This window comes from Spirillospora sp. NPDC047418 (assembly GCF_040643275.1).
GTDB lineage: Bacteria > Actinomycetota > Actinomycetes > Streptosporangiales > Streptosporangiaceae > Spirillospora.
This window is the reverse complement of record NZ_JBEYTW010000014.1, coordinates 108,184-132,217: the sequence shown is the minus strand read 5'-3', so window position 1 is coordinate 132,217 and position 24,034 is coordinate 108,184. Positions and strand designations below refer to the sequence as shown.

Below are 24,034 nucleotides of genomic sequence, written 5' to 3'. Positions count from 1 at the left end.
GACGAGATCGGACATGGCGCAGTGTAGGCACAGGCCCCCGACCAGGACGATCCCCTCCCGGTACGTACATCGGTGCACTCGCGGGAAGGAGACCCTGGTGAGTGTTCACACGGGTCCGCGCACGTTCGGGGTGGAGGAGGAGTTGCTCCTCGTCGACCCGGCGAGCGGTGCGCCGCAGGCCGTCTCCGGTTCCGTCATCCGCTACGCGCGGCGCCACGACGAGCTGTTCCTGACCGGCGGCAGGCGGTCGAGGTCGCTGGAGACCGAGCTGCAGCGCGAGCAGCTCGAGACGGCGACGCCGGTCTGCCGGACGCTCGGGGAGCTGTCCGACCACGTCCGGACGGCGCGGCTGGCGGCGGCGAAGTCGGCGGCCGGGGTGGGCGCGGCCGTCGCCGCCCTCGCCACCTCCCCGGTGAGCGTCCGCCCGTCGCTGACCCCGTCGCACCGCTACCTGCGGATGGCGGACGCCTACGGGCCCGCCGCCGACGAGCAGCTCACCTGCGGCTGCCACGTGCACGTCGGCATCGACTCGCCGGACGAGGGCGTCGCCGTCCTGGACCGGATCCGGCCATGGCTGCCGCCGCTGCTGGCCCTCAGCGCGAACTCGCCGTTCTGGCAGGGCACCGACACCGGCTACGACAGCTGGCGGCACCAGGTGTGGAGCCGCTGGCCGTCCAGCGGCCCCACCGAGCTGTTCGGCTCCGCCGCGCGCTACCGGTCGACGATCGACGCGCTGCTCGCGACGGGCGCGCTCGTCGACGAGGGCATGATCTACTTCGACGCCCGGCTGTCCCGGCACTACCCGACGGTGGAGATCCGGGTGCCGGACGTGTGCCTGGACGCCGACGACGCCGTGCTGATGGCCGCGTTCGTCCGGGCCCTGGTCGACACCGCCGCCGAGGCGTGGCACGCCGGCGCGCCGCCCGACCCGGTGCGGGCCGACCTGATGCGCCTGGCGATGTGGCGGGCGGGCCGCTCCGGTCTGCGCGGCGACCTCGTCGACCCGCGGACCTGCCGCGCCGCGCCCGCCGCCGCCGTCGTGGGCGCGCTGCTCGACCACCTCACCCCCGCGCTGGACCGCGCCGGCGACCTCGAACCCGCCGCCCGCCTCCTGCACGTCCTGCTGGAACGCGGCAACGGCGCCCGCCGCCAGCGCGGCGTCCACGCCCGCACCCACGACATCGCGGCCGTCGTCGCCGACGCGGCCGACCGCACCACGGACGTCTGATCGGGCAGTATCGGGCAGTATCGGGCAGTATCGCCCCCATGCCCCACCTGGACGACGCCGCCCTGGAGAGCTCACCGGTCGTGGCCAACTGCGCCATGAACCGCGAACGGACCCTGAAGGGCTACGTCCGCGAACTCGGCGTCGACGTCCTGGCCGAAGCAGGCGCCGGCCACTGGCTGGACCTGTGCTGCGGCGCCGCCCGAGCCCTCACCGAGGCCGCGGCGGCGAACCCGGACCTGGAGATCACCGGCGTCGACCTGGTCGCCCACTTCGCCCCCGCACCGGCCTCGGTACGCCTGGTCACCGCCTCCGTGACCACGTGGACGCCGGACGACCGAGCCGACCTGATCACCTGCGTCCACGGCCTGCACTACGTGGGCGACAAACTGACGACCCTCACCCGCGCCGCGTCCTGGCTCACCGAGAACGGCCTGCTGATCGCGAACTTCGACGCCCGAAGCGTCCGCCTCCCCGACGGCTCCCCTGCGGGCCGCCGGCTCACGGCGGCCCTCCGCCAGGCGGGCTTCACCTACGACGCGCGCCGCCACCGCATCTCACTACGCGGCCACCGCACGATTGAGTTGCCTTACCGCTACCTGGGCGCCGACGACCGGGCAGGCCCGAACTACACGGGCCAGCCGGCCGTCGACTCCTTCTACGCCCCCATCTGAACCTCAGCCGGGGCTACGGGAAGGCACGCGGAGGGCGCTCCAGCACCCGGAGCGGGCATGCCCGGCGACGCCGCGCACGCCAGGACGGGCACGACAGACCGCAACGGCGGCGTGAGGATCGCCTGCGTCGCTAACGGGGGTTCCAGGAGGTCGCCCCCCTGGGCTGGAAGGGCAGGTAGCGGTCGGCGCGGCGGGGGCGGGCGCGGAGGCCGGTGGACTCGACGGCGAGGATGCGGTCGAAGCGGAAGGCGCGGACGCCGCGCCGCATCCGGCACCAGCCGACGAGGTACCAGTGGTCGCGGTGGACGAGGCAGGTGACGGGCTCGACCTCGCGGATCGTGACGTTGGCGCCGGCGTCGCCGTAGCAGAGCCGGACGACGCGGTGCTCGGTGATCGCGGCGGCGATCACGCGGGCGCGGTCGGAGGTGGAGGCGTCCAGCGGGGCGGTGAGGGTGGCGAGGGTGGTGGTGACGACGTCGTCGTGTGGGGTGGCGTCGAGGAGGGCGTGCAGGGCCCGGCGGGCGGTCGTGGCCTGCGGGCCGGTGCCGAGGTGCGCGAGGGAGAGCGCGAGTGCGGCGATCTCGGCCGCGCTGAGCGGGGCCGGCGCGGTGGGCGCGGTCTGGGGGTGCGTCGCAACGTTCGCCATGGTTCGATCATACGTTCGAACACTGACATTCTGCACCCTTCGGGCACGGCCGGATCGCGTCGCGTGACGCAGCGCGGAGCCGGTCGGCGGCGAAGATCGGCCCGCGGTTGAGAAGGCGGCCGTGCATGGGGAAAACTGAGGCTTCACAACGTGCTCTATTCGGGGGAATCGGGGGCGAACATGGTTCAACCGCGGACCGGCGTTGAGTGACGCGCGCGTGACCGGTGCCCCGATGAGCCGCGAGGAGGCCGACCGGGCACTGGCACGGCTCCGCGACGAGAAGGACCGCATCGCGGGCGCGCTGCTCGAGCTGGAGGCCCACCAGGGGTACCAGCTGCTGGAGGGCGCGGCACTGACCGGGGAGACGCTGCGCGTGCAGTCGGACGTGCGGACCCGCATGGCGTCGCTGTGGACGCTGTTCGACCTGTACGGGCGCGCGGTCGACGCCGCCGGGGAGCTGCGGGCCCGCCACTCGCGGCCGGGGCAGGCGCAGCTCGCCGAGCTGAGCCGGCTGCTCGCCGGGCCGGCGGTGGAGCTGCCGGTCCGCGAGGTCCCGCTGGAGCGGCGGACGCTGCTGGCCGTCCCGTCCGGCGAGCGGCTGACGCTGCGCGCGGCGGTCGACCGGATGACCCCGCTGTACGAGGACGTCGCGCGGTCGGTCGCGGCGCTCGACGCGGTCTGGTCGACGCTGCTGTCCCGGCTCGCGGAGGTCGAGGCGGAGCGGCGGGCCGCCGAGGAGCTGCTGGCGTCCCTGGGCGGGCCCGACCCGGAGCTCGACCGGCTGCGCGGCGAGCTGGAGTCGGTCGCGGCCGTCGTCCGCGGCGACCCCCTCGCGCTGGCGCGGGACGGCCGCGCCGACACCGCGCGGCTCGACGCGGTCCGCACCGGCCTCGCCGGGGTGCGCCGCGCGCTGGCGGAGGCGGAGCGGTTGCGCGACGGGTACGCCGACCGGATCCACGCGATCGCCGCCGTGGTGGAGCTGCTGCGCGAGGCGGAGGCCGAGGCCCGCGCCGTCCGGGACGAGGTGCTCGCCAAGATCGCCTCCCCGGCGCTGCCCGACCCGCCCGACCTGGCGGCGGGCCTCGCCGACCGGCTCGCCGCGCTCGGCGGCACGGCGCGCGGCGGCTGGCACGAGCTGGCCGGACGGGTCGCCGACCTCGAGCGCGCGGCCGCCGCGGCGCTGGAGCGGGCGCGCGAGACCGCGGGCGTGGTCCGCGGGCTGCTGGACCGCCGCGAGGAGCTGCGCGGCCGGCTGGAGGCCTACCGGGTGAAGGCCGCACGGCTCGGCCACGCCGAGGACGCCGAACTTGCCCGGATCTACGAGCAGGCCCGCGAGCTGCTCTGGACCTCCCCCTGCGACCTGCGGAAGGCGACCGTGTCGCTGTCGGGGTACCAGCGGGCCATCATGTCGCGGGCGGAGGGAGCGGAACGATGAGCCAGTGCACCGAGCCGGGCTGCGGGGGAACCGTCGACGGCGGCTACTGCGTCGTATGCGGCGTGGCGGCCTCACCTGGAACCCCGGCGCCGCCGGCGGCACCCGGCGGCTGCGCGCGGCCGGGGTGCGGCGGGACGATCTCGGACGGCTACTGCGACGTCTGCGGCAACCCGCCGGAGCGGGCCGCGCCGGGCGTGCCGGCCCCGCGCCCGGCCGCCGAGTCGCCCCCGGACGCGTGCGCCCAGGCGGGCTGCACCGGGACGATCATGGACGGCTACTGCGACGTGTGCGGCTCGCCGCCCGCCCGCACGGCCCGGGTGGCGACGGCGTCCACGGGCGGCACCGCGGGCAGCGCCCGCACCGGCAGCACCCGGACGGGCAGCACCCGCACCGGGTCGTCGCGCTCGTCCGGCCGCCGCGGCATGCTCGGCGCCGGGCTGGTCGAGGTGCCGCGCGTCCCCTACCGGGACCCCTCCAGCGCGGTGATGAGCGACCCGCAGGTCGCCGAGCCCAAGCGGTACTGCAGCAGCTGCGGCAGTCCCGTCGGCCGGGGCCGCGGCGACCGGCCCGGCCTGTCCGAGGGCTTCTGCCCCAAGTGCGGCGCCCGGTTCTCCTTCACCCCGAAGCTCGCCCCCGGCGACCTGGTCGGCGGGCAGTACGGCGTGCTGGGCTGCCTCGCGCACGGCGGCCTCGGCTGGATCTACCTCGCCAAGGACCGCAACGTCAGCGACCGCTGGGTGGTGCTGAAGGGCCTGCTGGACAGCGGCGACGCCGACGCGATGGCCGCGGCGGCCGCCGAGCGCGCCTACCTCGCCGAGGTCGAGCACCCCAACATCGTCAAGATCTACAACTTCGTCCAGCACGACGGCGACGGCTACATCGTCATGGAGTACGTCGGCGGCGAGTCGGTCAAGGACATCCTGCTGCGCCAGCCGCAGCCCCCGGGCGAGCGGCACCTGCCGCTCGCGCAGGCCATCGCCTACGGCCTGGAGGCGCTGCGGGCGTTCGAGTACCTGCACGCGCAGGGCCTGATCTACTGCGACTTCAAGCCGGACAACGTGATCCAGTCCGAGGAGCAGCTGCGGCTGATCGACCTCGGCGGCGTCCGGCGGCTGGACGACCCGGACGGCGCCATCTGGGGCACGGTCGGCTACCAGGCGCCCGAGATCGCCGACGACGGGCCGTCCATCTCCTCCGACCTGTACACGGTCGGCCGCGCGCTGGCCGTGCTGAGCTTCCCGTTCCGCGGCTACACCAGGACGTACGTCAATTCGCTGCCGCCGCGCGAGGACGTCCCGGTGTTCCAGCGGTTCGAGTCGTTCCACCGGTTCCTGCTGCGCGCGACGCACGCCGACCCGGCCGAGCGGTTCCAGGACGCGGCGGAGATGGCCGAGCAGCTCACCGGCGTGCTGCGCGAGGTCCTCGCCGCCGAGGACGGCGACCCGCGGCCCGCCCCGTCCGGGCTGTTCGGGCCGGAGCGGTTCACCGCCCGGATGGCGGGCGGGGCGGCGGGCGAGCAGGCGCTGCCGCCCGTCCCGCCGGAGGTGGCCGCGGCGGCGCTGCCGGTGCCGCTGGTGGACGGGAGCGACCCGGCCGCCGCGTTCGTGTCCGGATTGTCGGCGCTGGAGCCCGCGCAGGTCGTGGAGGCGGCGGCGAACGCGCCGGCGCGCACCCCGGAGGTCCGGCTGGCGCTCGCCCGGGTGAAGATCGAGCTGGCCGCGGCGCAGGAGGCCGACGCGCTGCTCGACGAGCTGGACGCCGAGCGCCCCGGCGACTGGCGGGTCGGCTGGTACCGCGCGGTCGGGCTGCTCGCCCGCGGCCGGGCGGCCGAGGCCGAGCCGCTGTTCGACCGCCTGTACGGGCTGCTGCCCGGCGAGGCGGCGCCCAAGCTGGCGCTCGCCTGCTGCCGGGAGCGGACGGCGCCGGCCGGCGCGGTCCGCCTGTACGAGACGGTGTGGCGCACCGACCAGGGCTACCTCAACGCCGCGTTCGGCCTGGCCCGGCTGCATCTCGCGGCGGGCGACCGGGGCGCGGCGGTCGCCGCGCTCGACTCGGTGCCGAGGATCTCCATCCGGTACGTGCCCGCGCAGGTCGCGGCGGTGGCGACGGCGGTGCGCGGCCGGCCGGCCGGGGAGCTGTCGGCGGCCGAGCTGGTCGCCGCCGGGGACCGGCTCGGCGGCCTCGACCTGGACGCCGAGCGCCGCGACCGGCTCGCCGCCGAGGTGCTGGAGGCCGCGCTCGACTGGCTGCTCGCCGGCTCCGGCGGGGCCGGGGCCGCCCAGGGCCGCTCCCAGGGCGGGTCGCTGCTCGGCGCCCCGCTCACCGAGACCGCGCTGCGCCGCCTGCTGGAGGCGACGTACCGGGAGCTCGCGCGCCGCACCCGCGACCGGGACGAGTGCCGCCGCCTCGTCGACTCCGCCAACGCCGTACGCCCGAGGACGCTGCTGTGACCGATGACCTGACCGGAGCCGGCGCCGAGCGCGCGGCGGCCGACCACGCGAAGGCGGCGGAGCTGTCCTGCCCCTCCTGCGGCGAGATCGTCTACGCGGAGGAGGTCTTCTGCGAGAAGTGCGGGCACCGGCTCTCCGGCGCGCCGGAGCCGGCCGCCGCGGCGGGGTCGGAACGGTCCGGGACGGAGCGGGGCGGGACGGAGCAGGGCGCGGCGCGGGCGTGCACGAGCTGCGGCGGACCGGCGATCGACGCCGACGGCTACTGCGAGAACTGCGGGCTGCGCCAGCCCGCCGAACGCGACCACGTCGAGATCGAACTGCCGGCCGCCGGCGCGAACGGCGCCGGCCCGGTGGTGGCGGCGGGCGCCAGCGACCGCGGCCTCCGCTACAGCCGCAACGAGGACGCGCTCGCCCTCGCCGCGCACGCCGCCGGGATCGCGGCGGTCGTGTCCGACGGCGTCGGATCGTCCCAGCGCCCCGAGGACGCCTCCCGCGCGGCCGCCGACACCGGCGCCGCCGAGCTGGTGGCGCGCCTCGACGCGGGTGAGGGCCCCGAGGACGCCACCCGGCACGCGGCGCTGCGCGCGGCGGCGGCCGTCGCCGCGCTGGCCACCTCGCCGTCGGACGCGCCGTCCTGCACCTACGTGTCCGCGGTGACCCGCGGCCCGACCGTCACCGTCGGCTGGGTCGGCGACAGCCGCGCCTACTGGCTGTCGGGCGGCGGCGCGGACGCCGCCCCGGACGAGGCCGCCGCGGAGGGCGCCGGCCTCGACGAGAGCGAGGTCAGTACCGGCGACATGGCCGAGCTCGGCGCGTCCCGCCGGCTCACCGAGGACGACTCGTGGGCGGCGTTCATGGTCGCCGAGGGCTCGCTGAGCGAGGCGGAGGCGGAGGCGCACCCGAACGCGCACGTCATCACCGCGTGGCTGGGCGTGGACGCCGGCGACGTCCGCCCGCACGTCGCGACGTTCCGGCCCGCCGGCCCCGGCACGCTGCTGGTCTGCAGCGACGGCCTGTGGAACTACTTCCCGGCGGCCGGCGACCTGGCCGCCCTGCTGGCCGGCGGACCCGGCGGGCGCCGGACCGGCGCGGACGGCGCGCCGGACCCGTCCCCCGACCCGGCGCCCGATCCGGCGTCCGACCCGCTCGGCGCGGCCAGGACGCTCGTCCGGCACGCCCTCGACGCCGGCGGCCGCGACAACATCACCGTCGCCGTGATCCCGCTCCCGCTCCCGTCCCCCGCCGATCCCGCCACCGCCGACGACCGGCGGCCCACCGCCCGCAGCAGCGACACCCCGAGCACGGAGCAGCCCCGATGAGCGAGCAGCCGCAGTTCACCGTCAAGATCGACCAGAACCGGTACCTGCCCGAGGGCGGACGCGAGGTGCACGCCATCGTGTCCGTCGAGGCGACCGCCGCGGGCGGCGTGCCCGCCCCGTCCACGGCCCGGGCGTCCGAGGTCATCATCATCGACACCTCGGGCTCGATGTCCTACCCGGAGGCGAAGCTGCGCGCGGCGGTGGCGGCCGCGCGGGTCGCGGTCGACACGCTGCGCGACGGCGTGGAGTTCGCGATCGTCTCCGGCTCCAACACCGCCGCCATGATCTTCCCCAAGCACGCCGGGCTGGTCGCGGCGTCGCCGCAGACGCGGGGCGAGGCCAAGCAGGCGCTGGGCCGGCTGACGGCGTCCGGCGGCACCGCGATCGGGTCGTGGCTGCGGCTGGCGAGCCAGCTGTTCGACACCGTGCCGGGCGGGATCCGGCACGCGATCCTGCTGACCGACGGCAAGAACCAGCACGAGACGCCCGAGGAGCTGGACGCCGCGCTGGCGGCGTGCGGCGGCCGGTTCGTCTGCGACTGCCGCGGCGTCGGCACCGACTGGGAGGTCGCCGAGCTGCGCAAGGTCGCCTCCGCGATGCTCGGCAGCGTCGACATCGTCGCCGACCCGGCCGGGCTCGTCGCCGACTTCCGGGCGATGACGGAGGCGGCGATGGGCAAGTCCGTCGCCGACGTCGCGCTGCGGATCTGGACGCCGCAGACGGCGGCGCTGCGGTTCGTCAAGCAGGTCATGCCGGCGGTGGAGGACCTGACCGGCAAGCGCGTCGAGTCGGCGCCGCAGGCGGGCGACTACCCGCTCGGCGCGTGGGGCGCGGAGAGCCGCGACTACCACGTCTGCGTCGAGATGACGCCCGGCAAGGTGGGCGGCAAGGAGATGCGCGCCGCGTGGGTGAAGCTGGTCGTGCCGGGCGGGCCGGGCGAGGAGGCGCAGGTCCTCGCGACCGCCAACGTCCTCGCCGAGTGGACCGACGACGAGGCCCAGTCCACCAAGATCAACGACCGGGTGGCGCACTACACCGGGCAGGCGGAGCTCGCGGCCGTCATCCAGGAGGGGCTGCAGGCCCGCCGGGACGGCGACCTCGACACCGCGACGGCCCGGCTCGGCCGCGCCGTGGTGCTCGCCGACGAGGCCGGCAACGACGCGATCACCGCGATGCTGCGCAAGGTCGTGGACGTCGTCGACCCGGCGACCGGCACCGTCCGGCTGAAGCGCGACGTCGACAAGGCCGCCGAGATGGAGATCGAGACGCGGTCGACCAAGACGGTCCGGACGCGCAAGGACGAGACGGTGACCACCCGGCGGGGCGAGGGCTGAGCATGGCGAGCTGCCCGAACGGACACGCCTCCCAGTCGGCGGATTACTGCGACGTCTGCGGAGAGCGCATCAGCGGCGGCACGGCCGGCGGCGGCACCGGTGCGCCCGCGCCGCCGCCCGCCCCGGCGGCTCCCGCGCCCGCGCCCGGCGGGACGCCCTGCCCGGACTGCGGGACGCCCGGCGCCGACCGCTTCTGCGAGATGTGCGGCTACGACTTCGCGACCGGCGGCGGCCTGCCCACACCGCGAACGGCCCCCGCCCAACCAACCCAACCCGGCCAACCCGGCTACCCCGACCAGCCGGCCCGACCGGCCCAACCCGCTCAGCCGGCACAGCAGGCACAGCCCGCACAGCCAGCCCAGCCCGCACAGCCGGCACAGCAGGTACAGCCCGCTCAGCCGGCACAAGCCGCCCAGCCAGCCCACCTCGCCCAGCCGGCCCACCCCGCAGCGCCCGCACCCGCACCCGCACCAGGGCCGGGCTCGGGGTCGCCCGTCCCGCCGGCGCCGCCCGTGCCCGCTCCGCCGCACCGGGGGCCGTCCGAGCCGCCGCCCGCGCCGCGCCCGCCCCGCATACCGGACCCGGCCCCGCCCGTCCCGCCTCCGCCCGCCGCGGGCGCGGCGTGGACGGCGGTGGTGACGGCCGACCGCGAGTACTTCAGCACGGTCATCGCCGAGGAGGGTCCCGACTCCGCGGCGCTGGCCTTCCCGCCCTACGCGCCCGAGCGGCGGATCCCGCTGACCGGGCCGCAGGTCAGGATCGGCCGGCGCAGTTCGGCGCAGCCGTCCCCGCCCGAGATCGACCTGCGCGAGCCCCCCGAGGACCCCGGCGTCTCCCACGTCCACGCGGTGCTGCTGGCCAAGCCGGACGGCACCTGGACGCTGGTCGACCCCGGATCCACCAACCGGACCTGCGTGAACGGGTCCACCGACCCCATCCCCTACAACGTGGAGGTCCCCGTCTCCGACGGCGACCGCATCCACGTGGGCGCCTGGACCACCATCACCCTCACCCGAGGCGAGGCGACATGACGGCCGTTCAGCAGGCTCCCCCGGCGGGGCCGCCCGCCGGTTCCGCGCAGGCGCCGCCGCCCGCGCGGCGGGACTCCGCCGGCGCGCTCCAGCGGGCGTCCGGCCGGCCGGCGGGCGGGGCCGGGCGGCTGCTGCCGCGCACGGTCGCGGCCCGCATCCGGGCGCTGACCGCGCTGTCGCTGGTCCTGCTGCTGGTGCTGCTCGGCATCGGGTGGGCGGCGATCGTGAACGCGCGCGAGGGCGTGCGGGTCATCGGCCACGACGCGGGCCCGCAGGTCGTCGCGACCGGCGACCTGTACTTCCAGCTCAGCGACATGGACGCGCAGCTCGCCAACGCGCTGCTGATCGGGACCGCGGCGGGCGGCGGGCGCGACCAGGCCCTCCAGCGCTACGACGACAACCGGCAGAAGGCCGGCGACGCGCTGCTGAAGGCGGCCAAGCTCGCCGACGAGACGACGGAGAACAACACCGCCCGGGACCTGCTGGACGCGCTCGGCCGCTACGAGCGCCTCGCCGGGCAGGCGCTGCTGCTCGACCGGCAGTCCCCGCACGCGTCCGGGCCGCCGTCGCAGCAGGTCGTCGGCCTCTACCGGCAGGCGACCGACCTGATGAAGCTGGACCTGCTGCCCAAGGCGTACAACCTGACGCTCGACAACGGCACCCTCGTCCGGCACACCTACGAGGACAAGCGGTCGTCGGTGCTGATGGGCCGCACCGGTATCCTGGTCGCGGGCCTGGCGCTGCTGGCGGCCCTGGCCGTCTTCCAGCTGTACCTCACCCGGCGCTTCCGCCGCCTGCTGAACGTGCCGCTGGCGCTGGCCACGCTCGGAACGCTCGTTCTGACCGGGGCGGGGACACTGATGCTGTCCGGCCAGGCGGACCATTTGCGCAAGGCCAAGGAAGAGGGCTTCGACTCGATCCTGGCGCTTTCCCGGACGCGCGCCATCAGCAACAGCGCGAACGCCGACGAGACCCGGTTCCTGCTCGACCCGGGACGGGCGGACGCCTATGAGCAGGTGTATCTGAGCAAATCGCAGACCGTCCTGTATCTGAAGGCGGGAAACCTGACCCAGTACAACGACGCCGTCCAGAAGGGCCTGTCGTTCGAGCCCGGACGGGCGCCGTTCCTCGGGTTCCTCGGCACCGAGGCCAACCGGCCGGCGGAGTCGGCCGAGCAGCGGGCGCGGCTGGCGGACGGCATGAACGAGGCCCTGGCCGCCTACCAGAAGGTCCAGGCGAACGACCGCCGGATGAGGGACCTCGTCAAGGGCGGGCAGCGGGACGAGGCCGTGACCGCCCGCGGCGCCGCCGCCGCGGACTTCACCCGGTACGACCGCTCCCTGCAGGACCTGGCCCGCATCCACCAGAAGGCGTTCGACGAGGCCGTCGCGGACGGCGACGCCGGGACGAGCGGCTGGTACGCCGTCCTGCCGGCCGCGGGCGTCCTGATCGCCCTGCTCGTGCTCGCCGGCGTCCGTCCCCGCCTGGCCGAGTACCGGTGGTCGAAGTGAGCGCGCGGCGGACCGCCGCGGGCGTCGCCGCCGCGGCGGCGCTCCTCGGCTCCGCCGCCGCGTGCGGCGTCGCGGACGCCGCCGACGGCTCCGTCGTCGGCAAGGACCGGCTCGTCATCGGCGTCAACGCCGACCAGCCGGGCGTCGGCGCGCGCGAGGGCGACCGGTACGAGGGGTTCGACATCGACATCGCCAAGGAGATCGCCGGGCGGCTCGGCGTCGCCGGGCCGGGCGTGACGTTCAGGCGGGTGTACTCCGCGACGCGCGAGAGGATGCTGCAGAGCGGCGAGGTCGACCTCGTCGTGGCGAGCTACTCCGTCACGCCCGAGCGCAAGGTGAAGGTCTCCTTCGCGGGCCCCTACTACGTCGCCCATCAGGACATCCTCGTCCGCGCGGCGGACGCGGGGAAGATCCGGAGCATCCACGACCTGAAGGGCCGCCGGCTCTGCAAGGTGCGCGGATCGGTGTCGTTCCCGCGCGTCCACGACGAGCAGGGCATCGCGGCGCTGCCGGTCGAGGAGGACGGCTACTCCGACTGCCTCACCGACCTCGTCGGGGGCGACCTGGACGCGGTCTCCACCGACGACCTGATCCTCGCGGGTCTCGCGGGCGAGGCGTCCGGAAGCGGCCACAGACTCCGGATCGTGAACGCGCCCTTCACCGACGAGCCGTACGGCGTCGGCATCCGGAAAGGGGACGTGGACGGCTGCGAAGCGGTGAACAAGGCGATCACCGGCATGTACCAGGACGGCACCGCGCCGCGGCTGCTGAAGCGGTGGTTCGGCGACACCGGGCTGAAACTCACCACCACCGTCCCGCAGTTCGAAGGCTGCGTCTGAACGGTCGTCACCCTAAGAAGCGGAATGGTCACGGAATGGCGCCGGAAGGGTATTCGGGACCGGCCGGTCACGGAGATCAGACGGTTACGTAAGTTCCGGTCGGCGCGCGTGATCGTAAGTTATGGTCGCGATCAAAACCCGTTCAGGCAACCACCGCCGCCCCCGAGGAGTGCCATGACGACGGTCATTCTGGTGGTGATGTGCGTCGTGGTGGGGGCGCTCGAACTCTACGCGGGCAAGCAGAGCCGCGACCAGGCCAACGCGTTCACCCGGCGGATCGACGAGCTCAACGACCAGGTCACCAAGCAGAACAACGTCCTCGTCACCGTCGGCGAGCAGCTCACCGCCGAACTGTCCCGGGTCAAGCAGGACGTGCTGCCCGCGCTCGACACCCGGCTCCGGCAGAACACCGGGCAGGTGGAGGAGCTCGCGGGCCTCGTCCACCGGGCCGACGAGTACCTGCGCACGCAGGCGGGCCGGCTGCGCGACCTGGAGCAGCAGCGGATCACCCTCGCGGCGCTGCGCCGCAAGCTCGGCGAGGTCGAGACGTCGGTGCGCGCCGTCACCCGGTCGCACGGCGAGTCGGCCGCCGGGAAGGTCGACGCGGCCCTCGACCGGCTCACCGAGCTGGAACGCGGCGGCACCGAGATGCTGGAGCTGCAGCGCACGCTCACCCGCACCCTGGAGGACGTCGAGGACGTCGTCGCCGAACTGCTCCAGTTCACCGAGGGCGAGCTGGACGACACCGTCACCGCCGCGCTCACCGGCCGTCCCCGCCCCCACGGCGACGCCGTCACCGCCACCGGGCGGTTGTGGACCCGCGACGACCAGCTCGACGACATCCTCGGCGAGATGTACGAGCGGTGCGTGCGCGCCAGCCGGCTGAACGTCCGGTTCCGCACGGCCGAGGGCTCGGACGGCCCCGCGCCCGGCTCCCCCGAACGCCGCCGCTACTTCCTCGGCGGGCACGCCTCCGAGGACCTCGCCGGGGTGTTCAGCGCGCTGCTCATCTCCACGGGCGCCGACCTGCCGCGCAACGGGTCGCACGAGTCCCGGCGCGGGCTCGCCCGCGTCGAGCCCGGCGTCCCGTCGGGGGTGGAGCCGGTGCGTCCGCCCGAGGACGAGGCGGCCCTCAAATCCCTCCTGCGGACGCTCTCAGAGTGCTCGGGCGCCGTCGCGCAGATCGGCCCGCTGATGGCCGTGCGGACGCGTGACGAGCTGCTGTGCGCGGTGCTGACGGCCGGCCAGTCGCTGGAGCTGGAGAGCGACGAGGTGTTCTGGGACCCGGCCGCCGCGACCGTCCGGCTGCGGCGGCTGCCGTCCCATCAGCTGTGGGACCTCACCGCCTGGGCGAGCGTGTAGGGCGGGGCGCCGTAGACGCGCACGGTGCGCTCCACCGGGCTGCCGACCCGCACGTACAGCGGGCAGGCGGCGGTGCGGGTGAGCGGGTCGACCTCGGCGCACAGCCCGATCCCCGCGGCACGGTCGAGGAACACGACGTTCTCCACCGCCCGCGCGCCGCGCACCGCGTACGGGACGGAGTCGGCGTCGCCGGTGTCGAACAGCTCCTCGAACGTCAGCCGGCGCGCGAACCGCATCAGCGCGCCGGCGTCCACGACCCGGCTGCCGATCGCCGCCGCGGGGCCCGCGACGACGATGCCGAAGCTCGGGTTCTCCCGGCCGCGGACGTAGATCTCCCGGTCCGGCTCCAGCCCGCGCCTGCGGCCGGGGATCTGGACCCCGAAACCCGCGTCGCCGTCGAGGTAGGCGGGCGGGCCGAAGCCGTCCGCCGGCGTCCCCGGGCGGACGCGCAGCGCGCCCGCCGGCATCTCCCAGCCCGGCAGGTACACGCCGAGGCCCCGCAGCAGCAGCCGCCAGATGGGGCGTCCGGTCACGTCCGGGGCGAACTCCATGGGTTCCATCATCCGGCGCGCGATCTCCCGTCCACAAGATCCTCTCGGGGGCCAGAGCCCTTACCGCGCGGCCCCTGCGCGGCCGGCGGCGCGTCGGCTACCGTTGTAGCCGACCGGATCATGACGAGGACGCCGCCGTGAATCTGCAGGACATGATGGTGCACCGCGACAACTCGTCGCGCACCGTCGACAAATATCTGATGTCCCATGAGGGACGCGTCATCGCCGTGCGCAAGCACCCGGCCGTCCTGTGGCTGCCCGTCCTCGCCGTCGTCGCGGGGCTCGTGGCGTGCGGCGCGGTCAGCGCGGTGACCGGCATCGCCTGGATCTGGTGGCTGTGGCTGGTCACGGTCGCCTTCCTGACCTGGAAGGTCATCGCGTGGTCGGTGGAGTTCTTCCTGGTCACCGAGCACCGGGTGATGGTGATCACCGGCGTGTTCAACCGCAACGTCGTGATGATGCCGCTCTCGAAGGTCACCGACATCACGCTGAACCGGTCCATGGCCGGGCGGATGCTCGGCTACGGCGAGTTCCGCACCGAGACCGCCGGGCAGAAGCAGTGGCTGCAGAGCATCCCGTACATGCCGTACCCGGAGCAGCTCTACCTGGAGGTCTCCTCGGTCATCTTCGGCAGCACCGACGCCTCCCCCGACTAATCCCCGCCTCCAGCACCAGCATGTCCAGGAACGGCGTCAGCGGGCGGCGCGGATGTTGCGGCGGGCGGAGATGACCGCGATCACGATGCCGACCGCGAAGATGAGCGTGCCCATCACGTTGACCTGCGGCGGCGTGCCCGTCCGGGTGGAGCCGTAGATCCACAGCGGGAACGTGACGGTCGCGCCGCTGGTGAAGTTGGTGATGATGAAGTCGTCGATCGACAGCACGAACGCCAGCAGCGCCCCCGCCAGCACGCCCGGCATGATCATCGGCAGCGTGACCAGCCGGAACCGCGTCCACGGCCCGGCCCCGAGGTCCTGCGCGGCCTCCTCCACCGCCGGGTCGAGGCCGACGACGCGGGCCCGGACGGTCACCGCCACGAACGCGATCGAGAACATCACGTGCGCGACGAGGATCGTCAGGTAGCCGCGCGGCAGGTTGAACGTCACGAACATCGACAGCAGCGACGCGCCCATCACGATCTCCGGGCAGGAGATCGCCATGAACAGCACCAGGTTCGTCGAGCCCTTGCCGCGGAACCGGTAGCGGCCGAGCGCGAGGCCCGCGAACGTCCCGAGGACCGTGGTGATCAGTGTGCTGAGCAGCGCGATCGTCAGGGAGTTGATGACCGCGGTGGTGAGGTCGCTCTTGTCGAACAGGTGCCGGTACCACTTGAGCGTGAAGCCCTGCCACTCGAAGTTCTGCTTGCTGCGGGTGTCGTTGAACCCGAAGAGGATCATGATCGCGATGGGCAGGATCAGCCAGGCGATCAGCACGAGCGTGTAGGCGTGCAGGCCGGAGATCTTCCGGCGCGGGCGCGCGGGGCCCCGCTTCGCCGGGGTCTCGGTGGTGGTGAGCGTCGTCATCGTCCCGCCGCCTCCAGAACGTCCTCGGTGCCGAGGGTGCGCGCGTAGGCGAAGATCCCGACGAGCAGGATCGCCATCATCGAGAACGACAGCGCCGACGCCATCGGGTAGGCGCTGTTGTTGAAGTACTCGGTCTGGATCACGTTTCCGATCATGGTGTTCTGCGGGCCGCCGAGGACCTCGGCGTTGACGTAGTCGGACGACACCGGCACGAACGTCATGATCACGCCGGCGAAGACGCCGGGCAGCGACAGCGGCAGGATCACCCGCGTGAACGCCTGCAGCCGGCTCGCGTACAGGTCGTAGGCCGCCTCGACCACCCGGTGGTCGATCCGCTCCAGCGCCACGTAGATCGGCAGCACCATGAAGGGCAGGAAGTTGTAGGTGAGCCCGGACACGACCGCGACACCGGTGTCGAGGATGTGGAAGTCGTTCGGCAGGATCGTGCCGCGCAGCGGACCGAGGATCGGGCCGTTGTCGGTCAGCACCAGCTTCCACGACACCGTCCGCAGGATGAACGAGACGAAGTACGGAAGCAGGAGAAGGAACAGGTACGTCGACTTGTGCCGTCCGCCGCGGAACGCGATCCAGTACGCCGCCGGGTAGGCGATCGCGATGCACAGGACCGTCGAGAGGAACCCGTACCAGAGCGACCGGACGAACTTGTCGCCGTAGGTGTCGATCCCGTCGATGTAGTTCTGCCAGTGGAACGTCTGCCGGAACCCGTCGATGAGGTTCCCCGTCTGCAGCGACAGGGACACCATCAGCACCATCGGGACGAGGAAGAACGCCGCCATCCACAGCCCGCTCGGCAGGATCATGAGGTACGGCGCGAGCCGCCCCCGTCCCCGCGCCATCACGACCCCTTGGCGATGGGCTCGAAGATCTTCTGGTACTCGGCCTCCTCGGCCTGGGTGAGCCGCCGGTAGTGCCGCAGCCGCGCCAGGTCCGCCTCGGACGGGAAGATCAGCGAGCTGGTGCTCAGCCGCGTCAGGTCCTTCTTCTCGTCGCCGGTGGCCGCCGCCGCCTTCTGCTTCAGGATCTCCTGCGTGGACGGGATCGGCGGCATGTAGTTGATGAACTCGGTCAGCGGGACGTTGTTCTCCGGGACGTACAGCCAGTCCATGAGCGTGAGCGCGTCCACCGGGTTCTCGGCGGTCTTCGGGATGCACATGTTGTCGGTCCAGATCGTGCCGCCCTCCTTGGGCACCACGAACTTCACGTCCGGGCTGGTCAGGCTGTAGACGTCACCAGACCAGGCCATCGTCATCCACACGTCGCCCTTGCTGACGGCGTCGACGTAGTCCTGGCTGTAGTACTTGCGGACGATGCCCTTGTCGCGCTGCTCGCGGAGCTTCGCGGCGGCCTTCTCCCAGTCGGCCTTCGTCGACTTCTCCGGGTCGATGCCGAGGAGGAACATCCCGAAGTTCCCGAGTTCCTGGGAGTCGCCCATCATGCCGACCTTGCCCTTGTACTTCGCATCGAAGAGCTGGGCGATGCCGGTGATCTCCTCGTCCACGTACTTGGTGTTGTACGCGATGCCGGTGACGCCCGACTCGTACGGGACCGTGTGCGCGTTGCCCGGGTCGTAGGACGGGTTCTTGAACGCCTGCCCCGCGTTCTTCTCGAAGTTCGGCAGCTTGGCCAGGTCGAGCGGCGCCAGGTAGCCGAGCTGGCGGCACTGCTCCAGCTGGATGCCGTTCGTCATGATCATCAGGTCGAAGCCGATGGACTGGCCGGCCGACAGCGGCGCCTGGATCTTGCCGAACCACGGGCCCATCTCCTGGATGACCTCCTTGTAGGTCACCTGGATGCCCGTCTCCTTCTCGAACGCCTTGATCGTCTCCCGGTCGTCCTGCATGTAGCCCGGCCAGTTCGCCCAGTTGAGCTTGCCGTTCCCGGCCTTGCCCGCCCAGTACTCCTGGACGTCGGTCCGGCTGACCTTCTCTTTGCCGCCCTGCCCCTGCACGCCGCAGGCCGACAGCGCGAGCCCCGCGCCGGCCGCGCCCATCATCCGGAGGACGTCCCGGCGGGCGAAGCTGGAACGTGCCAGGCGCGGCCGCGTGAGTCCGCGCAGGAATGCGGGGTCGATGTTGCTCACTGGGGGGCTCCTATGGCGTAAGAGTGGCGCGGGTCCCACGACAGCCAGACGCTGTCGCCGCGGGCGGCGATGTCGGCGGCGGACGTGGCGTTCTGCAGGAAGACGACGACGTCGGCTCCGGCGGAGGCAGGCGTGGTGATGGTGTAGTTCGTCGCCGTCCCGAGGTACACCACCTCGGTCACGGTGCCGCGGACGCCGCACAGGCCGTCCGCCGGCTTGTCCGGGCCGATGCCGATCTTCTCGGGGCGGACGGTCAGCTCCAGCCGCTCCCCCGCCGCGGCCTTCAGCCCGTCGCGGACCGGGACCTCGATCCGCCCGTCGGGGCCGTAGGAGATGACCGCGGCGCCCGGCCCCGCCTCGGCGATCTCGCCGCACAGCAGGTTGGACGTCCCGATGAAGCCCGCCACGAACCGGGACGCGGGACACTCGTAGATCTCCCGCGGCGTGCCGAGCTGCTCGATCAGCCCGTCGTTCATGACCGCGATGCGGTCCGACATCGTCAGCGCCTCGCCCTGGTCGTGCGTCACGTACACGAACGTGATGCCGACCTCGCGCTGGATGCGCTTCAACTCGACCTGCATCGCCTGCCGCAGCTTCAGGTCGAGGGCGCCGAGCGGCTCGTCCAGCAGCAGGGCCCGCGGCCGGTTCACCAGCGCGCGGGCCAGCGCGACGCGCTGCTGCTGGCCGCCGGACAACTCGGCGGGACGGCGCTTCTCCCGTCCCGCCAGGTCGACGATGTCCAGCATGTCCCCGACCCGCTGGGTGATGTCGGCCTTCGGGACGCCGCGCCGGCGCAGCCCGAACGCGACGTTCTCGAAGACGCTCATGTGCGGGAACAGCGCGTACGACTGGAACACCATGTTCACGTCGCGCCGGTTCGGGGACACGCCGGTGACGTCCTGCCCGAGGAGGTGGACCCTGCCGGCCGTCGGCTCCTCGAAGCCGGCGATCATGCGCATGGTCGTCGTCTTGCCGCAGCCGGACGGGCCGAGCAGCGAGAAGAACTCGCCCTGCGCGATCTCCAGGTCGATGCCGCGGACCGCGGCCACGGTCTCGCCATGGGCGTGGTACGCCTTCTCCACTCCGGTGAGCTCGATGGCGGGGACTGCGCGACCCGGGTCTTCGCGTGCCGGGGCCTGCTGGGTCTCGGTCATGGCCGGTCTTCCTTCACGGGCTCGTTCGGCGGTGGTCAGCCGCCGATGTAGTGCATGACGTGCTTGACGCGGGTGTAGTCCTCGATGCCGTACATCGACATGTCCTTGCCGTAGCCGGAGTGCTTGAAGCCGCCGTGCGGCATCTCCGACACGAACGGGATGTGGGTGTTGACCCACACGGCCCCGAAGTCGAGGGCCTTGCTCATGCGCATGGCGCGGCCGTGGTTCTGCGTCCACACGCTCGCGGCGAGGCCGTACTTGACGCCGTTGGCCCACGCGACGGCCTGCTGCTCGTCCGAGAAGCCCTGCACGGTGATGACCGGGCCGAACACCTCGTTCTGCACCATCTCGTCGTCCTGCTTCAGGCCGCCGACGACCGTGGGCGCGAAGAAGTAGCCGCGGTCCCCGACCCGCTCGCCACCGGCCAGGACCTCGGCGTGGCCGGGCGCGCGCTCGATGAACCCCTGCACCCGCTGGAGCTGGTTCTCGCTGTTCACCGGCCCGTAGTAGGCGTCGGTGTCGCTCGGCGGACCCACCGCCGTCCCCTTGGCGGCCTCCACGAGCGCCTCGGTGAACTCGCCTCGCAGCCGTTCGGCGACGAGCACGCGCGTCGCCGCCGTGCAGTCCTGCCCGGCGTTGAAGTACCCGGCCTCGGCGATGCCGGTCGCCGCCGCCTCGACGTCGGCGTCGTCGAACACGACCACGGGCGCCTTGCCGCCCAGTTCCAGGTGCACGCGCTTGAGGTCCTTGGCCGCCGACGCGGCGACCTCCATACCGGCCCTGACGCTGCCGGTGATGGACACCATCTGCGGCGTCGGGTGCTCCACCAGGGCGCGGCCGGTGCCGCGGTCGCCGCAGATCACGTTGAACACGCCCGGAGGCAGGAATTCGGCCGCGATCTCCGCCAGCATCAGCGTGCTCGTCGGCGTCGTCTCGGACGGCTTGAGCACGACGGTGTTGCCCGCCGACAGCGCCGGGCCGAACTTCCAGACCGCCATCATCATCGGGTAGTTCCAGGGCGTCACCTGCGCGCACACCCCGATCGGCTCCCGCCGGACCGAGGACGTGTGGTCCGCCATGTACTCGCCGGTCGCCTTGCCCTCCAGCACCCGGGACGCACCGGCGAAGAAGCGGAGGTTGTCCACCATCGGCGGCATCTCCTCGTCCAGGGTCAGCTGGACGGGCTTTCCGGTGTCGCGGACCTCGGCCCGCACCAGTTCCCCGGCCCGCGCCTCGACCGCGTCCGCGAACCGCAGCATCGCGAGGCTCCGCTCCGCCGGGGTGGCGTCGCGCCAGGCGGGGAAGGCGTCGGCCGCCGCGCGGAACGCGGCGTCGACGTCCGCGGCGCCGGACACGGGCGCCTCCGCGTACGTCTCGCCGGTGCTGGGGTCGACCACCTCCAGCGTCCGCCCGTCCTTGGCGTCCACGTACTCGCCACCGATAAAGTTGCGCAGCCGCTCGCCGCTCATCCTCAGGTCCCTCCTGGGCACCGTCGCCCGTTGTGTCCTGTTGGCCCAGACCCTTACAGAGGATCCCGCCCAACACAAGTGATTCCGTTGTTACGATCCAGCTTCACGACTAATTCACTTGACCCAGCAGCCTCACACCCTCGATGCCGCAGCTAGGAGACCATCGTGGAACGCGCCGCACGCGTCCAGCTCGACGAGACCGCGAAGCACATCATCGAGCAGCTCCAGCAGGACGGCCGCCGTTCCTACGCCGCCATCGGCAAGGCCGTCGGGCTGTCGGAGGCCGCCGTCCGCCAGCGCGTGCAGAAGCTCCTCGACGCCGGCGTCATGCAGATCGTCGGCGTCACCGACCCGCTGACGCTGGGCTTCTCCCGGCAGATGATGATCGGGGTCAAGTGCGAGGGCGACCTGGAGAAGATCGCCGACGAGCTGGCCGGCCTCCCGGAGATCGACTACGTGGTCATCACCGCCGGCTCGTTCGACATCCTGGTCGAGCTCGTCTGCGAGGACGACGAACGCCTCCTGGAGCTCCTCGGCCGCATCCGCGCCGTCCCGGGCGTCGTCTCCACGGAGAGCTTCGTCTACCTCAAACTGCGCAAACAGACCTACTCCTGGGGTACGCGCTGACTTCTCCGCACACCCGACGATTCTCGTTCTCAATGGGGATGCCCTGGCAAGACCTCTCGGCGTACTTTGAGATGCCGTAAGGAGGGAGACCGGCCATGCCCGAGTCGGTCCGCGAGGACCTTCCCGCCACCGAGCACATCGCCTTCCACCTCTCCGACGACCAGTCCCTGGTCATCCGCAAGGCCGCCGAACTGGTCGGCTGGACGGTCACCGAGTACGTCCTGTCCGCCGCCCTGGACCGCGCCGAACGCGACCTCTACGAGCACGCCGCCGCCACGGAGCCCGCCGCCGCCCCCACGGCCCCCGACCCATCCGCCCCTTTCGTCGCCCTACTAACAGCCCTGGCCTGACCGCCCCGTCAACCGCCTCGGCCACCAACCAACAGCCCCGCCCCCGCCCACCTCTTTCGCCGCCTTACTGGGGCCCCGGCCCGACCTCCCCATTCACCCCTTTCGCCGCCTTACTGGGGCCCTGGCCTGACCTCCCCGCCCACCCCTTTCGCCGCCTTACTGGGGGCCGTGGCCTTACCTCCCCGGTGGAACCGCCTCGGACAGGCGCGCGGCGTACGCGGCGGCCTCCGCGTCGGACTCGTACTTCTGCCGCGGCCAGAAGAAGCCGCGGAGCCCGTCCTTGCGGTTGCGCGGAACCACATGGACATGCAGGTGCGGGACGCTCTGGCTGATCCGGTTGTTCATGGCGACGAACGATCCGGCCGCGCCGAGCGCCGACTCCATCGCCCCGGCGAGCCGCTGAGCGTGCCCGAAGAAAGGGCCCAGGACATCGGCGGGGAGATCCGTGAGCGTCTCGTAGTGCGCCCGGGGCACCAGCAACGTATGCCCCTTGAACAACGGCCGCGCATCGAGGAAGGCCATGACATCCGGCGCATCCAGCACAACATGCGCATCCCGCTTCCCCTCGATGATCTCGCAGAACACACAAGCCCGGCCCACTGACTCACCCATCCCCTCATCCTCCCGCAACCCAACCCGACAACGAGCGCCCCCGGCCCCCTCCCCCAGCCCAACCCCGACAACGAGCCCCTCCCCCGACCCAACCCAACGACGAGCGCCCCCGGGGCTCCTCCTCCAGCCCAACCCGAGCAACGAGCCTCTCCCGGCCCCTCCCGCACCCGAGCCCCTTCCCGGCCCCTCCCGCAGCCTGGCCCGACAATGAGGCGCCGCCGGCGCGCGTCACGCTGCCGCCACGACCGATCGGCGCCGGCCGGGCGCCTCGTCGGCCTCGGTCACGGCTGGCTGCCCCCGGCGGGGTTGAAGGGCATCCCTCGGTGTAGGCCGTCTTCGCCCCAGCTTGGACACAGGCGGGTGTGGCGGATTAACGCCGGTCTTACGCCGTGGCGCTTATCGTGTGGTTTTCATGCGGCTGGAGAATGTCGCCTTCCGTTACCGGCGGCGGGATCCCTGGGTGTTCAGGGATGTCACGTTGTCCCTGGCGGTCGGCAGCGTGACCGAGGTGACGGGGCACAACGGCGCCGGCAAGTCCACGCTGCTGCGCGTGATCGCCGGTTTGCGCCTCCCGCGCGTGGGCGTCGTCAAGGATCGTCCCGCCCGGGTCGGGTACGCGCCCGAGCGGTTTCCCGTCGACCAGCCGTTCAGCGTCCGCGGGTACCTCGGGCATATGGCCGCAGTGCGCCGGGTGCCCCGGGACGCGGTCGATGCCTGGGCGGAGCGGCTCCACCTCGATCACCTCCTCGATGTGCGGCTCCCTGAGTTGTCGAAGGGCAGCGGTCAGAAGGTCGGGCTCGCCCAGGCCCTCATGGGCGACCCGGAACTCCTGATCCTGGACGAGCCTTTCGCAGGCCTGGACGCCGCCATCCGTGACGCGCTGCCGGAGCTGATCTCCGGGCTGGCGGCCGACGGCGCCACCGTCGTCGTGAGCGATCATCAGCGCTGTATAGAGACCTTGCCGGGAGTCGAGCGGCTACGGGTGGCGGACGCGGCGGTGACGCGTCTCGCCCCCGACGGGACCGCCGATGACTGGACGGTCCTGGAGGTCGAGGTGCCCGCGGACGAGGCCGCCACCCTGGAGACCAAGCTGCGCGCGGACGGTTACCGGGTGCGAAGGGCCGGACAGTGATCGCGCTCGTCCGGTTCCAGATGGCGGGCTACGTTCGTTCGCTCCGCGTCCTGCAGCCGCTCATCGTCGTGGCGCTGTTCGCGGCGCTCATCCTCTCCCAGGGACCGAGCGGGCCCGACGCCTCCACGCTCGCCGCCCGGACGTTCGCGGACGTGGCGGCCTTCATGTTCCCGGTCTGGGCCTGGGCGGCGCGCGCACTGCTCGACACGCAGCCCGACGAGCAGCGTGCGCTGACGGCCACCGCCGCCCGCGTCCCTCACACCCCCCTGTGGGCGGGACTCCTCGCGGCGTATGCCATGAATCTCTGCCTCGGCGTCGTCGCATTGGCCATTCCTCTCCTGCAGGCCCTCCAAGCCGGCTCCCCCGGCTCGGCGATCTTGACCGGCTGCGCCCTGAACCTCCTCGTCGCCGCCCCGGGCACGCTGCTCGGCGCATGGACGAGCCGCGCCGTCATCCCCGACCCCGGTGTATCGCTGCTCGCGCTCCTGGGCGGAGCCCTGGGATTTCTCCTGCTCGGCATCGGCCCCCTCGCCTGGCTCTCCGTCCCGATGATCGACTGGCTGCGCGCGGCCCACGACGGCCCCGACGCCTTCACCTCCCACTTCCCCGCCGTCGCCCTCCACCTGCTCCTCTGGTCCCTCGTCGTCGGCGCCCTCTACGCCACAACCGCCCGCCGCCGCCCCTGACCC

23 protein-coding genes are annotated in these 24,034 nt (G+C 73.0%); 15 read left to right on the top strand and 8 right to left on the bottom strand.

Annotation, left to right across the window (positions count from 1 at the left end):
• Positions 1-97 precede the first annotated feature (97 nt).
• Together ABZ806_RS12070 and ABZ806_RS12065 are read left to right on the top strand one after the other, a co-directional pair.
• Positions 98-1,228 (top strand): carboxylate-amine ligase, encoded by a 1,131-nt coding sequence (locus ABZ806_RS12070; protein ID WP_500216907.1) that lies wholly within the window; start codon positions 98-100, stop codon positions 1,226-1,228.
• A 38-nt stretch (positions 1,229-1,266) separates the two neighbouring features.
• Positions 1,267-1,899, top strand: a complete 633-nt coding sequence (locus tag ABZ806_RS12065) for a class I SAM-dependent methyltransferase (RefSeq protein WP_500216906.1) — start codon at positions 1,267-1,269, stop codon at positions 1,897-1,899.
• A 130-nt stretch (positions 1,900-2,029) separates the two neighbouring features.
• Here ABZ806_RS12065 and ABZ806_RS12060 read toward each other — a convergent pair whose 3' ends face one another.
• Positions 2,030-2,545, bottom strand: a complete 516-nt coding sequence (locus tag ABZ806_RS12060) for a helix-turn-helix transcriptional regulator (protein ID WP_500216905.1) — start codon at positions 2,543-2,545, stop codon at positions 2,030-2,032.
• Between the two features lie 232 nt (positions 2,546-2,777).
• Between ABZ806_RS12060 and ABZ806_RS12055 the strand changes: the two genes are divergently transcribed.
• From ABZ806_RS12055 to ABZ806_RS12020, 8 genes are all read left to right on the top strand, one after another.
• The gene (locus ABZ806_RS12055; RefSeq protein WP_500216904.1) at positions 2,778-3,980 is read left to right on the top strand and encodes a hypothetical protein; all 1,203 of its coding nucleotides are present in this window, start codon (positions 2,778-2,780) and stop codon (positions 3,978-3,980) included.
• Positions 3,977-6,430, top strand: coding sequence for a tetratricopeptide repeat protein (locus ABZ806_RS12050; protein WP_500216903.1), 2,454 nt, complete (start codon positions 3,977-3,979; stop codon positions 6,428-6,430). The genes ABZ806_RS12055 and ABZ806_RS12050 overlap by 4 nt, the downstream gene beginning before the upstream one ends.
• Positions 6,427-7,749: a protein phosphatase 2C domain-containing protein gene (locus ABZ806_RS12045; protein ID WP_500216902.1), complete on the top strand. Its 1,323-nt coding sequence runs from the start codon at positions 6,427-6,429 to the stop codon at positions 7,747-7,749. Before ABZ806_RS12050 ends, ABZ806_RS12045 begins: the two co-directional genes overlap by 4 nt.
• Positions 7,746-9,083, top strand: a complete 1,338-nt coding sequence (locus ABZ806_RS12040) for a vWA domain-containing protein (protein ID WP_500216901.1) — start codon at positions 7,746-7,748, stop codon at positions 9,081-9,083. The genes ABZ806_RS12045 and ABZ806_RS12040 overlap by 4 nt, the downstream gene beginning before the upstream one ends.
• Positions 9,084-9,085: 2 nt before the next feature.
• Positions 9,086-10,114 carry an FHA domain-containing protein gene (locus ABZ806_RS12035; RefSeq protein WP_500216900.1) on the top strand — a complete coding sequence of 343 codons (1,029 nt, stop codon included), beginning with the start codon at positions 9,086-9,088 and terminating at the stop codon, positions 10,112-10,114.
• Positions 10,111-11,625, top strand: coding sequence for a GlnX family signal transduction membrane protein (locus ABZ806_RS12030; RefSeq protein WP_500216899.1), 1,515 nt, complete (start codon positions 10,111-10,113; stop codon positions 11,623-11,625). Before ABZ806_RS12035 ends, ABZ806_RS12030 begins: the two co-directional genes overlap by 4 nt.
• Positions 11,622-12,464, top strand: coding sequence for a glutamate ABC transporter substrate-binding protein (locus ABZ806_RS12025; protein WP_500216898.1), 843 nt, complete (start codon positions 11,622-11,624; stop codon positions 12,462-12,464). The genes ABZ806_RS12030 and ABZ806_RS12025 overlap by 4 nt, the downstream gene beginning before the upstream one ends.
• 174 nt (positions 12,465-12,638) lie before the next feature.
• A complete protein-coding gene (locus ABZ806_RS12020; RefSeq protein WP_500216897.1) occupies positions 12,639-13,826 on the top strand; it encodes a hypothetical protein in 1,188 nt (395 codons plus the stop codon).
• Here ABZ806_RS12020 and ABZ806_RS12015 read toward each other — a convergent pair.
• The gene (locus tag ABZ806_RS12015; RefSeq protein WP_500216896.1) at positions 13,790-14,377 is read right to left on the bottom strand and encodes a hypothetical protein; all 588 of its coding nucleotides are present in this window, start codon (positions 14,375-14,377) and stop codon (positions 13,790-13,792) included. The genes ABZ806_RS12020 and ABZ806_RS12015 overlap by 37 nt on opposite strands.
• A 137-nt stretch (positions 14,378-14,514) precedes the next feature.
• Here ABZ806_RS12015 and ABZ806_RS12010 point away from each other — a divergent pair, with 137 nt between their 5' ends.
• A complete protein-coding gene (locus ABZ806_RS12010; RefSeq protein ID WP_500216895.1) occupies positions 14,515-15,033 on the top strand; it encodes a PH domain-containing protein in 519 nt (172 codons plus the stop codon).
• 36 nt (positions 15,034-15,069) lie between these two features.
• Here the strand turns inward: ABZ806_RS12010 and ABZ806_RS12005 are convergent, their stop codons facing one another.
• From ABZ806_RS12005 to ABZ806_RS11985, 5 genes are read right to left on the bottom strand one after another with little or no spacing between them, the layout of a single operon-like run.
• Positions 15,070-15,900, bottom strand: coding sequence for an ABC transporter permease (locus ABZ806_RS12005; protein WP_500216894.1), 831 nt, complete (start codon positions 15,898-15,900; stop codon positions 15,070-15,072).
• Positions 15,897-16,757 (bottom strand): ABC transporter permease, encoded by an 861-nt coding sequence (locus ABZ806_RS12000; protein WP_500216893.1) that lies wholly within the window; start codon positions 16,755-16,757, stop codon positions 15,897-15,899. Before ABZ806_RS12000 ends, ABZ806_RS12005 begins: the two co-directional genes overlap by 4 nt.
• Positions 16,757-18,001 carry a polyamine ABC transporter substrate-binding protein gene (locus tag ABZ806_RS11995; RefSeq protein WP_500216892.1) on the bottom strand — a complete coding sequence of 415 codons (1,245 nt, stop codon included), beginning with the start codon at positions 17,999-18,001 and terminating at the stop codon, positions 16,757-16,759. The genes ABZ806_RS12000 and ABZ806_RS11995 overlap by 1 nt, the downstream gene beginning before the upstream one ends.
• Positions 17,998-19,155: an ABC transporter ATP-binding protein gene (locus ABZ806_RS11990; protein WP_500216891.1), complete on the bottom strand. Its 1,158-nt coding sequence runs from the start codon at positions 19,153-19,155 to the stop codon at positions 17,998-18,000. The genes ABZ806_RS11995 and ABZ806_RS11990 overlap by 4 nt, the downstream gene beginning before the upstream one ends.
• Before the next feature lie 35 nt (positions 19,156-19,190).
• The gene (locus tag ABZ806_RS11985) at positions 19,191-20,624 is read right to left on the bottom strand and encodes a gamma-aminobutyraldehyde dehydrogenase (protein WP_500216890.1); all 1,434 of its coding nucleotides are present in this window, start codon (positions 20,622-20,624) and stop codon (positions 19,191-19,193) included.
• A gap of 165 nt (positions 20,625-20,789) precedes the next feature.
• Between ABZ806_RS11985 and ABZ806_RS11980 the strand changes: the two genes are divergently transcribed.
• Complete coding sequence (locus ABZ806_RS11980) at positions 20,790-21,251, top strand: Lrp/AsnC family transcriptional regulator (RefSeq protein ID WP_500216889.1); 462 nt, start codon at positions 20,790-20,792, stop codon at positions 21,249-21,251.
• 95 nt (positions 21,252-21,346) lie between these two features.
• Positions 21,347-21,601, top strand: coding sequence for a type II toxin -antitoxin system TacA 1-like antitoxin (locus ABZ806_RS11975; protein ID WP_500216888.1), 255 nt, complete (start codon positions 21,347-21,349; stop codon positions 21,599-21,601).
• 174 nt (positions 21,602-21,775) lie between these two features.
• Here ABZ806_RS11975 and ABZ806_RS11970 read toward each other — a convergent pair whose 3' ends face one another.
• Positions 21,776-22,213 carry an HIT family protein gene (locus ABZ806_RS11970; RefSeq protein ID WP_500216887.1) on the bottom strand — a complete coding sequence of 146 codons (438 nt, stop codon included), beginning with the start codon at positions 22,211-22,213 and terminating at the stop codon, positions 21,776-21,778.
• A 412-nt stretch (positions 22,214-22,625) separates the two neighbouring features.
• On the opposite strand from ABZ806_RS11970, the gene ABZ806_RS11965 reads away from it, so the two are divergent.
• Positions 22,626-23,345, top strand: coding sequence for an ATP-binding cassette domain-containing protein (locus tag ABZ806_RS11965; RefSeq protein WP_500216886.1), 720 nt, complete (start codon positions 22,626-22,628; stop codon positions 23,343-23,345).
• Entirely contained in the window at positions 23,342-24,031 is a 690-nt protein-coding gene (locus ABZ806_RS11960; RefSeq protein WP_500216885.1) for a hypothetical protein, read from the top strand. Before ABZ806_RS11965 ends, ABZ806_RS11960 begins: the two co-directional genes overlap by 4 nt.
• Positions 24,032-24,034: the final 3 nt, after the last annotated feature.

Coding starts and splice junctions, on each gene's coding strand:
- ABZ806_RS12065 (WP_500216906.1), top strand. CDS start 1,267: ATGCCCCACCTGGACGACGCCGCCCTGGAGAGCTCACCGGTCGTGGCC.
- ABZ806_RS12060 (WP_500216905.1), bottom strand. CDS start 2,545: ATGGCGAACGTTGCGACGCACCCCCAGACCGCGCCCACCGCGCCGGCC.
- ABZ806_RS12055 (WP_500216904.1), top strand. CDS start 2,778: ATGAGCCGCGAGGAGGCCGACCGGGCACTGGCACGGCTCCGCGACGAG.
- ABZ806_RS12050 (WP_500216903.1), top strand. CDS start 3,977: ATGAGCCAGTGCACCGAGCCGGGCTGCGGGGGAACCGTCGACGGCGGC.
- ABZ806_RS12040 (WP_500216901.1), top strand. CDS start 7,746: ATGAGCGAGCAGCCGCAGTTCACCGTCAAGATCGACCAGAACCGGTAC.
- ABZ806_RS12035 (WP_500216900.1), top strand. CDS start 9,086: ATGGCGAGCTGCCCGAACGGACACGCCTCCCAGTCGGCGGATTACTGC.
- ABZ806_RS12030 (WP_500216899.1), top strand. CDS start 10,111: ATGACGGCCGTTCAGCAGGCTCCCCCGGCGGGGCCGCCCGCCGGTTCC.
- ABZ806_RS12020 (WP_500216897.1), top strand. CDS start 12,639: ATGACGACGGTCATTCTGGTGGTGATGTGCGTCGTGGTGGGGGCGCTC.
- ABZ806_RS12015 (WP_500216896.1), bottom strand. CDS start 14,377: ATGGAGTTCGCCCCGGACGTGACCGGACGCCCCATCTGGCGGCTGCTG.
- ABZ806_RS12005 (WP_500216894.1), bottom strand. CDS start 15,900: ATGACGACGCTCACCACCACCGAGACCCCGGCGAAGCGGGGCCCCGCG.
- ABZ806_RS12000 (WP_500216893.1), bottom strand. CDS start 16,757: ATGGCGCGGGGACGGGGGCGGCTCGCGCCGTACCTCATGATCCTGCCG.
- ABZ806_RS11990 (WP_500216891.1), bottom strand. CDS start 19,155: ATGACCGAGACCCAGCAGGCCCCGGCACGCGAAGACCCGGGTCGCGCA.
- ABZ806_RS11985 (WP_500216890.1), bottom strand. CDS start 20,624: ATGAGCGGCGAGCGGCTGCGCAACTTTATCGGTGGCGAGTACGTGGAC.
- ABZ806_RS11975 (WP_500216888.1), top strand. CDS start 21,347: ATGCCCGAGTCGGTCCGCGAGGACCTTCCCGCCACCGAGCACATCGCC.
- ABZ806_RS11970 (WP_500216887.1), bottom strand. CDS start 22,213: ATGGGTGAGTCAGTGGGCCGGGCTTGTGTGTTCTGCGAGATCATCGAG.
- ABZ806_RS11965 (WP_500216886.1), top strand. CDS start 22,626: ATGCGGCTGGAGAATGTCGCCTTCCGTTACCGGCGGCGGGATCCCTGG.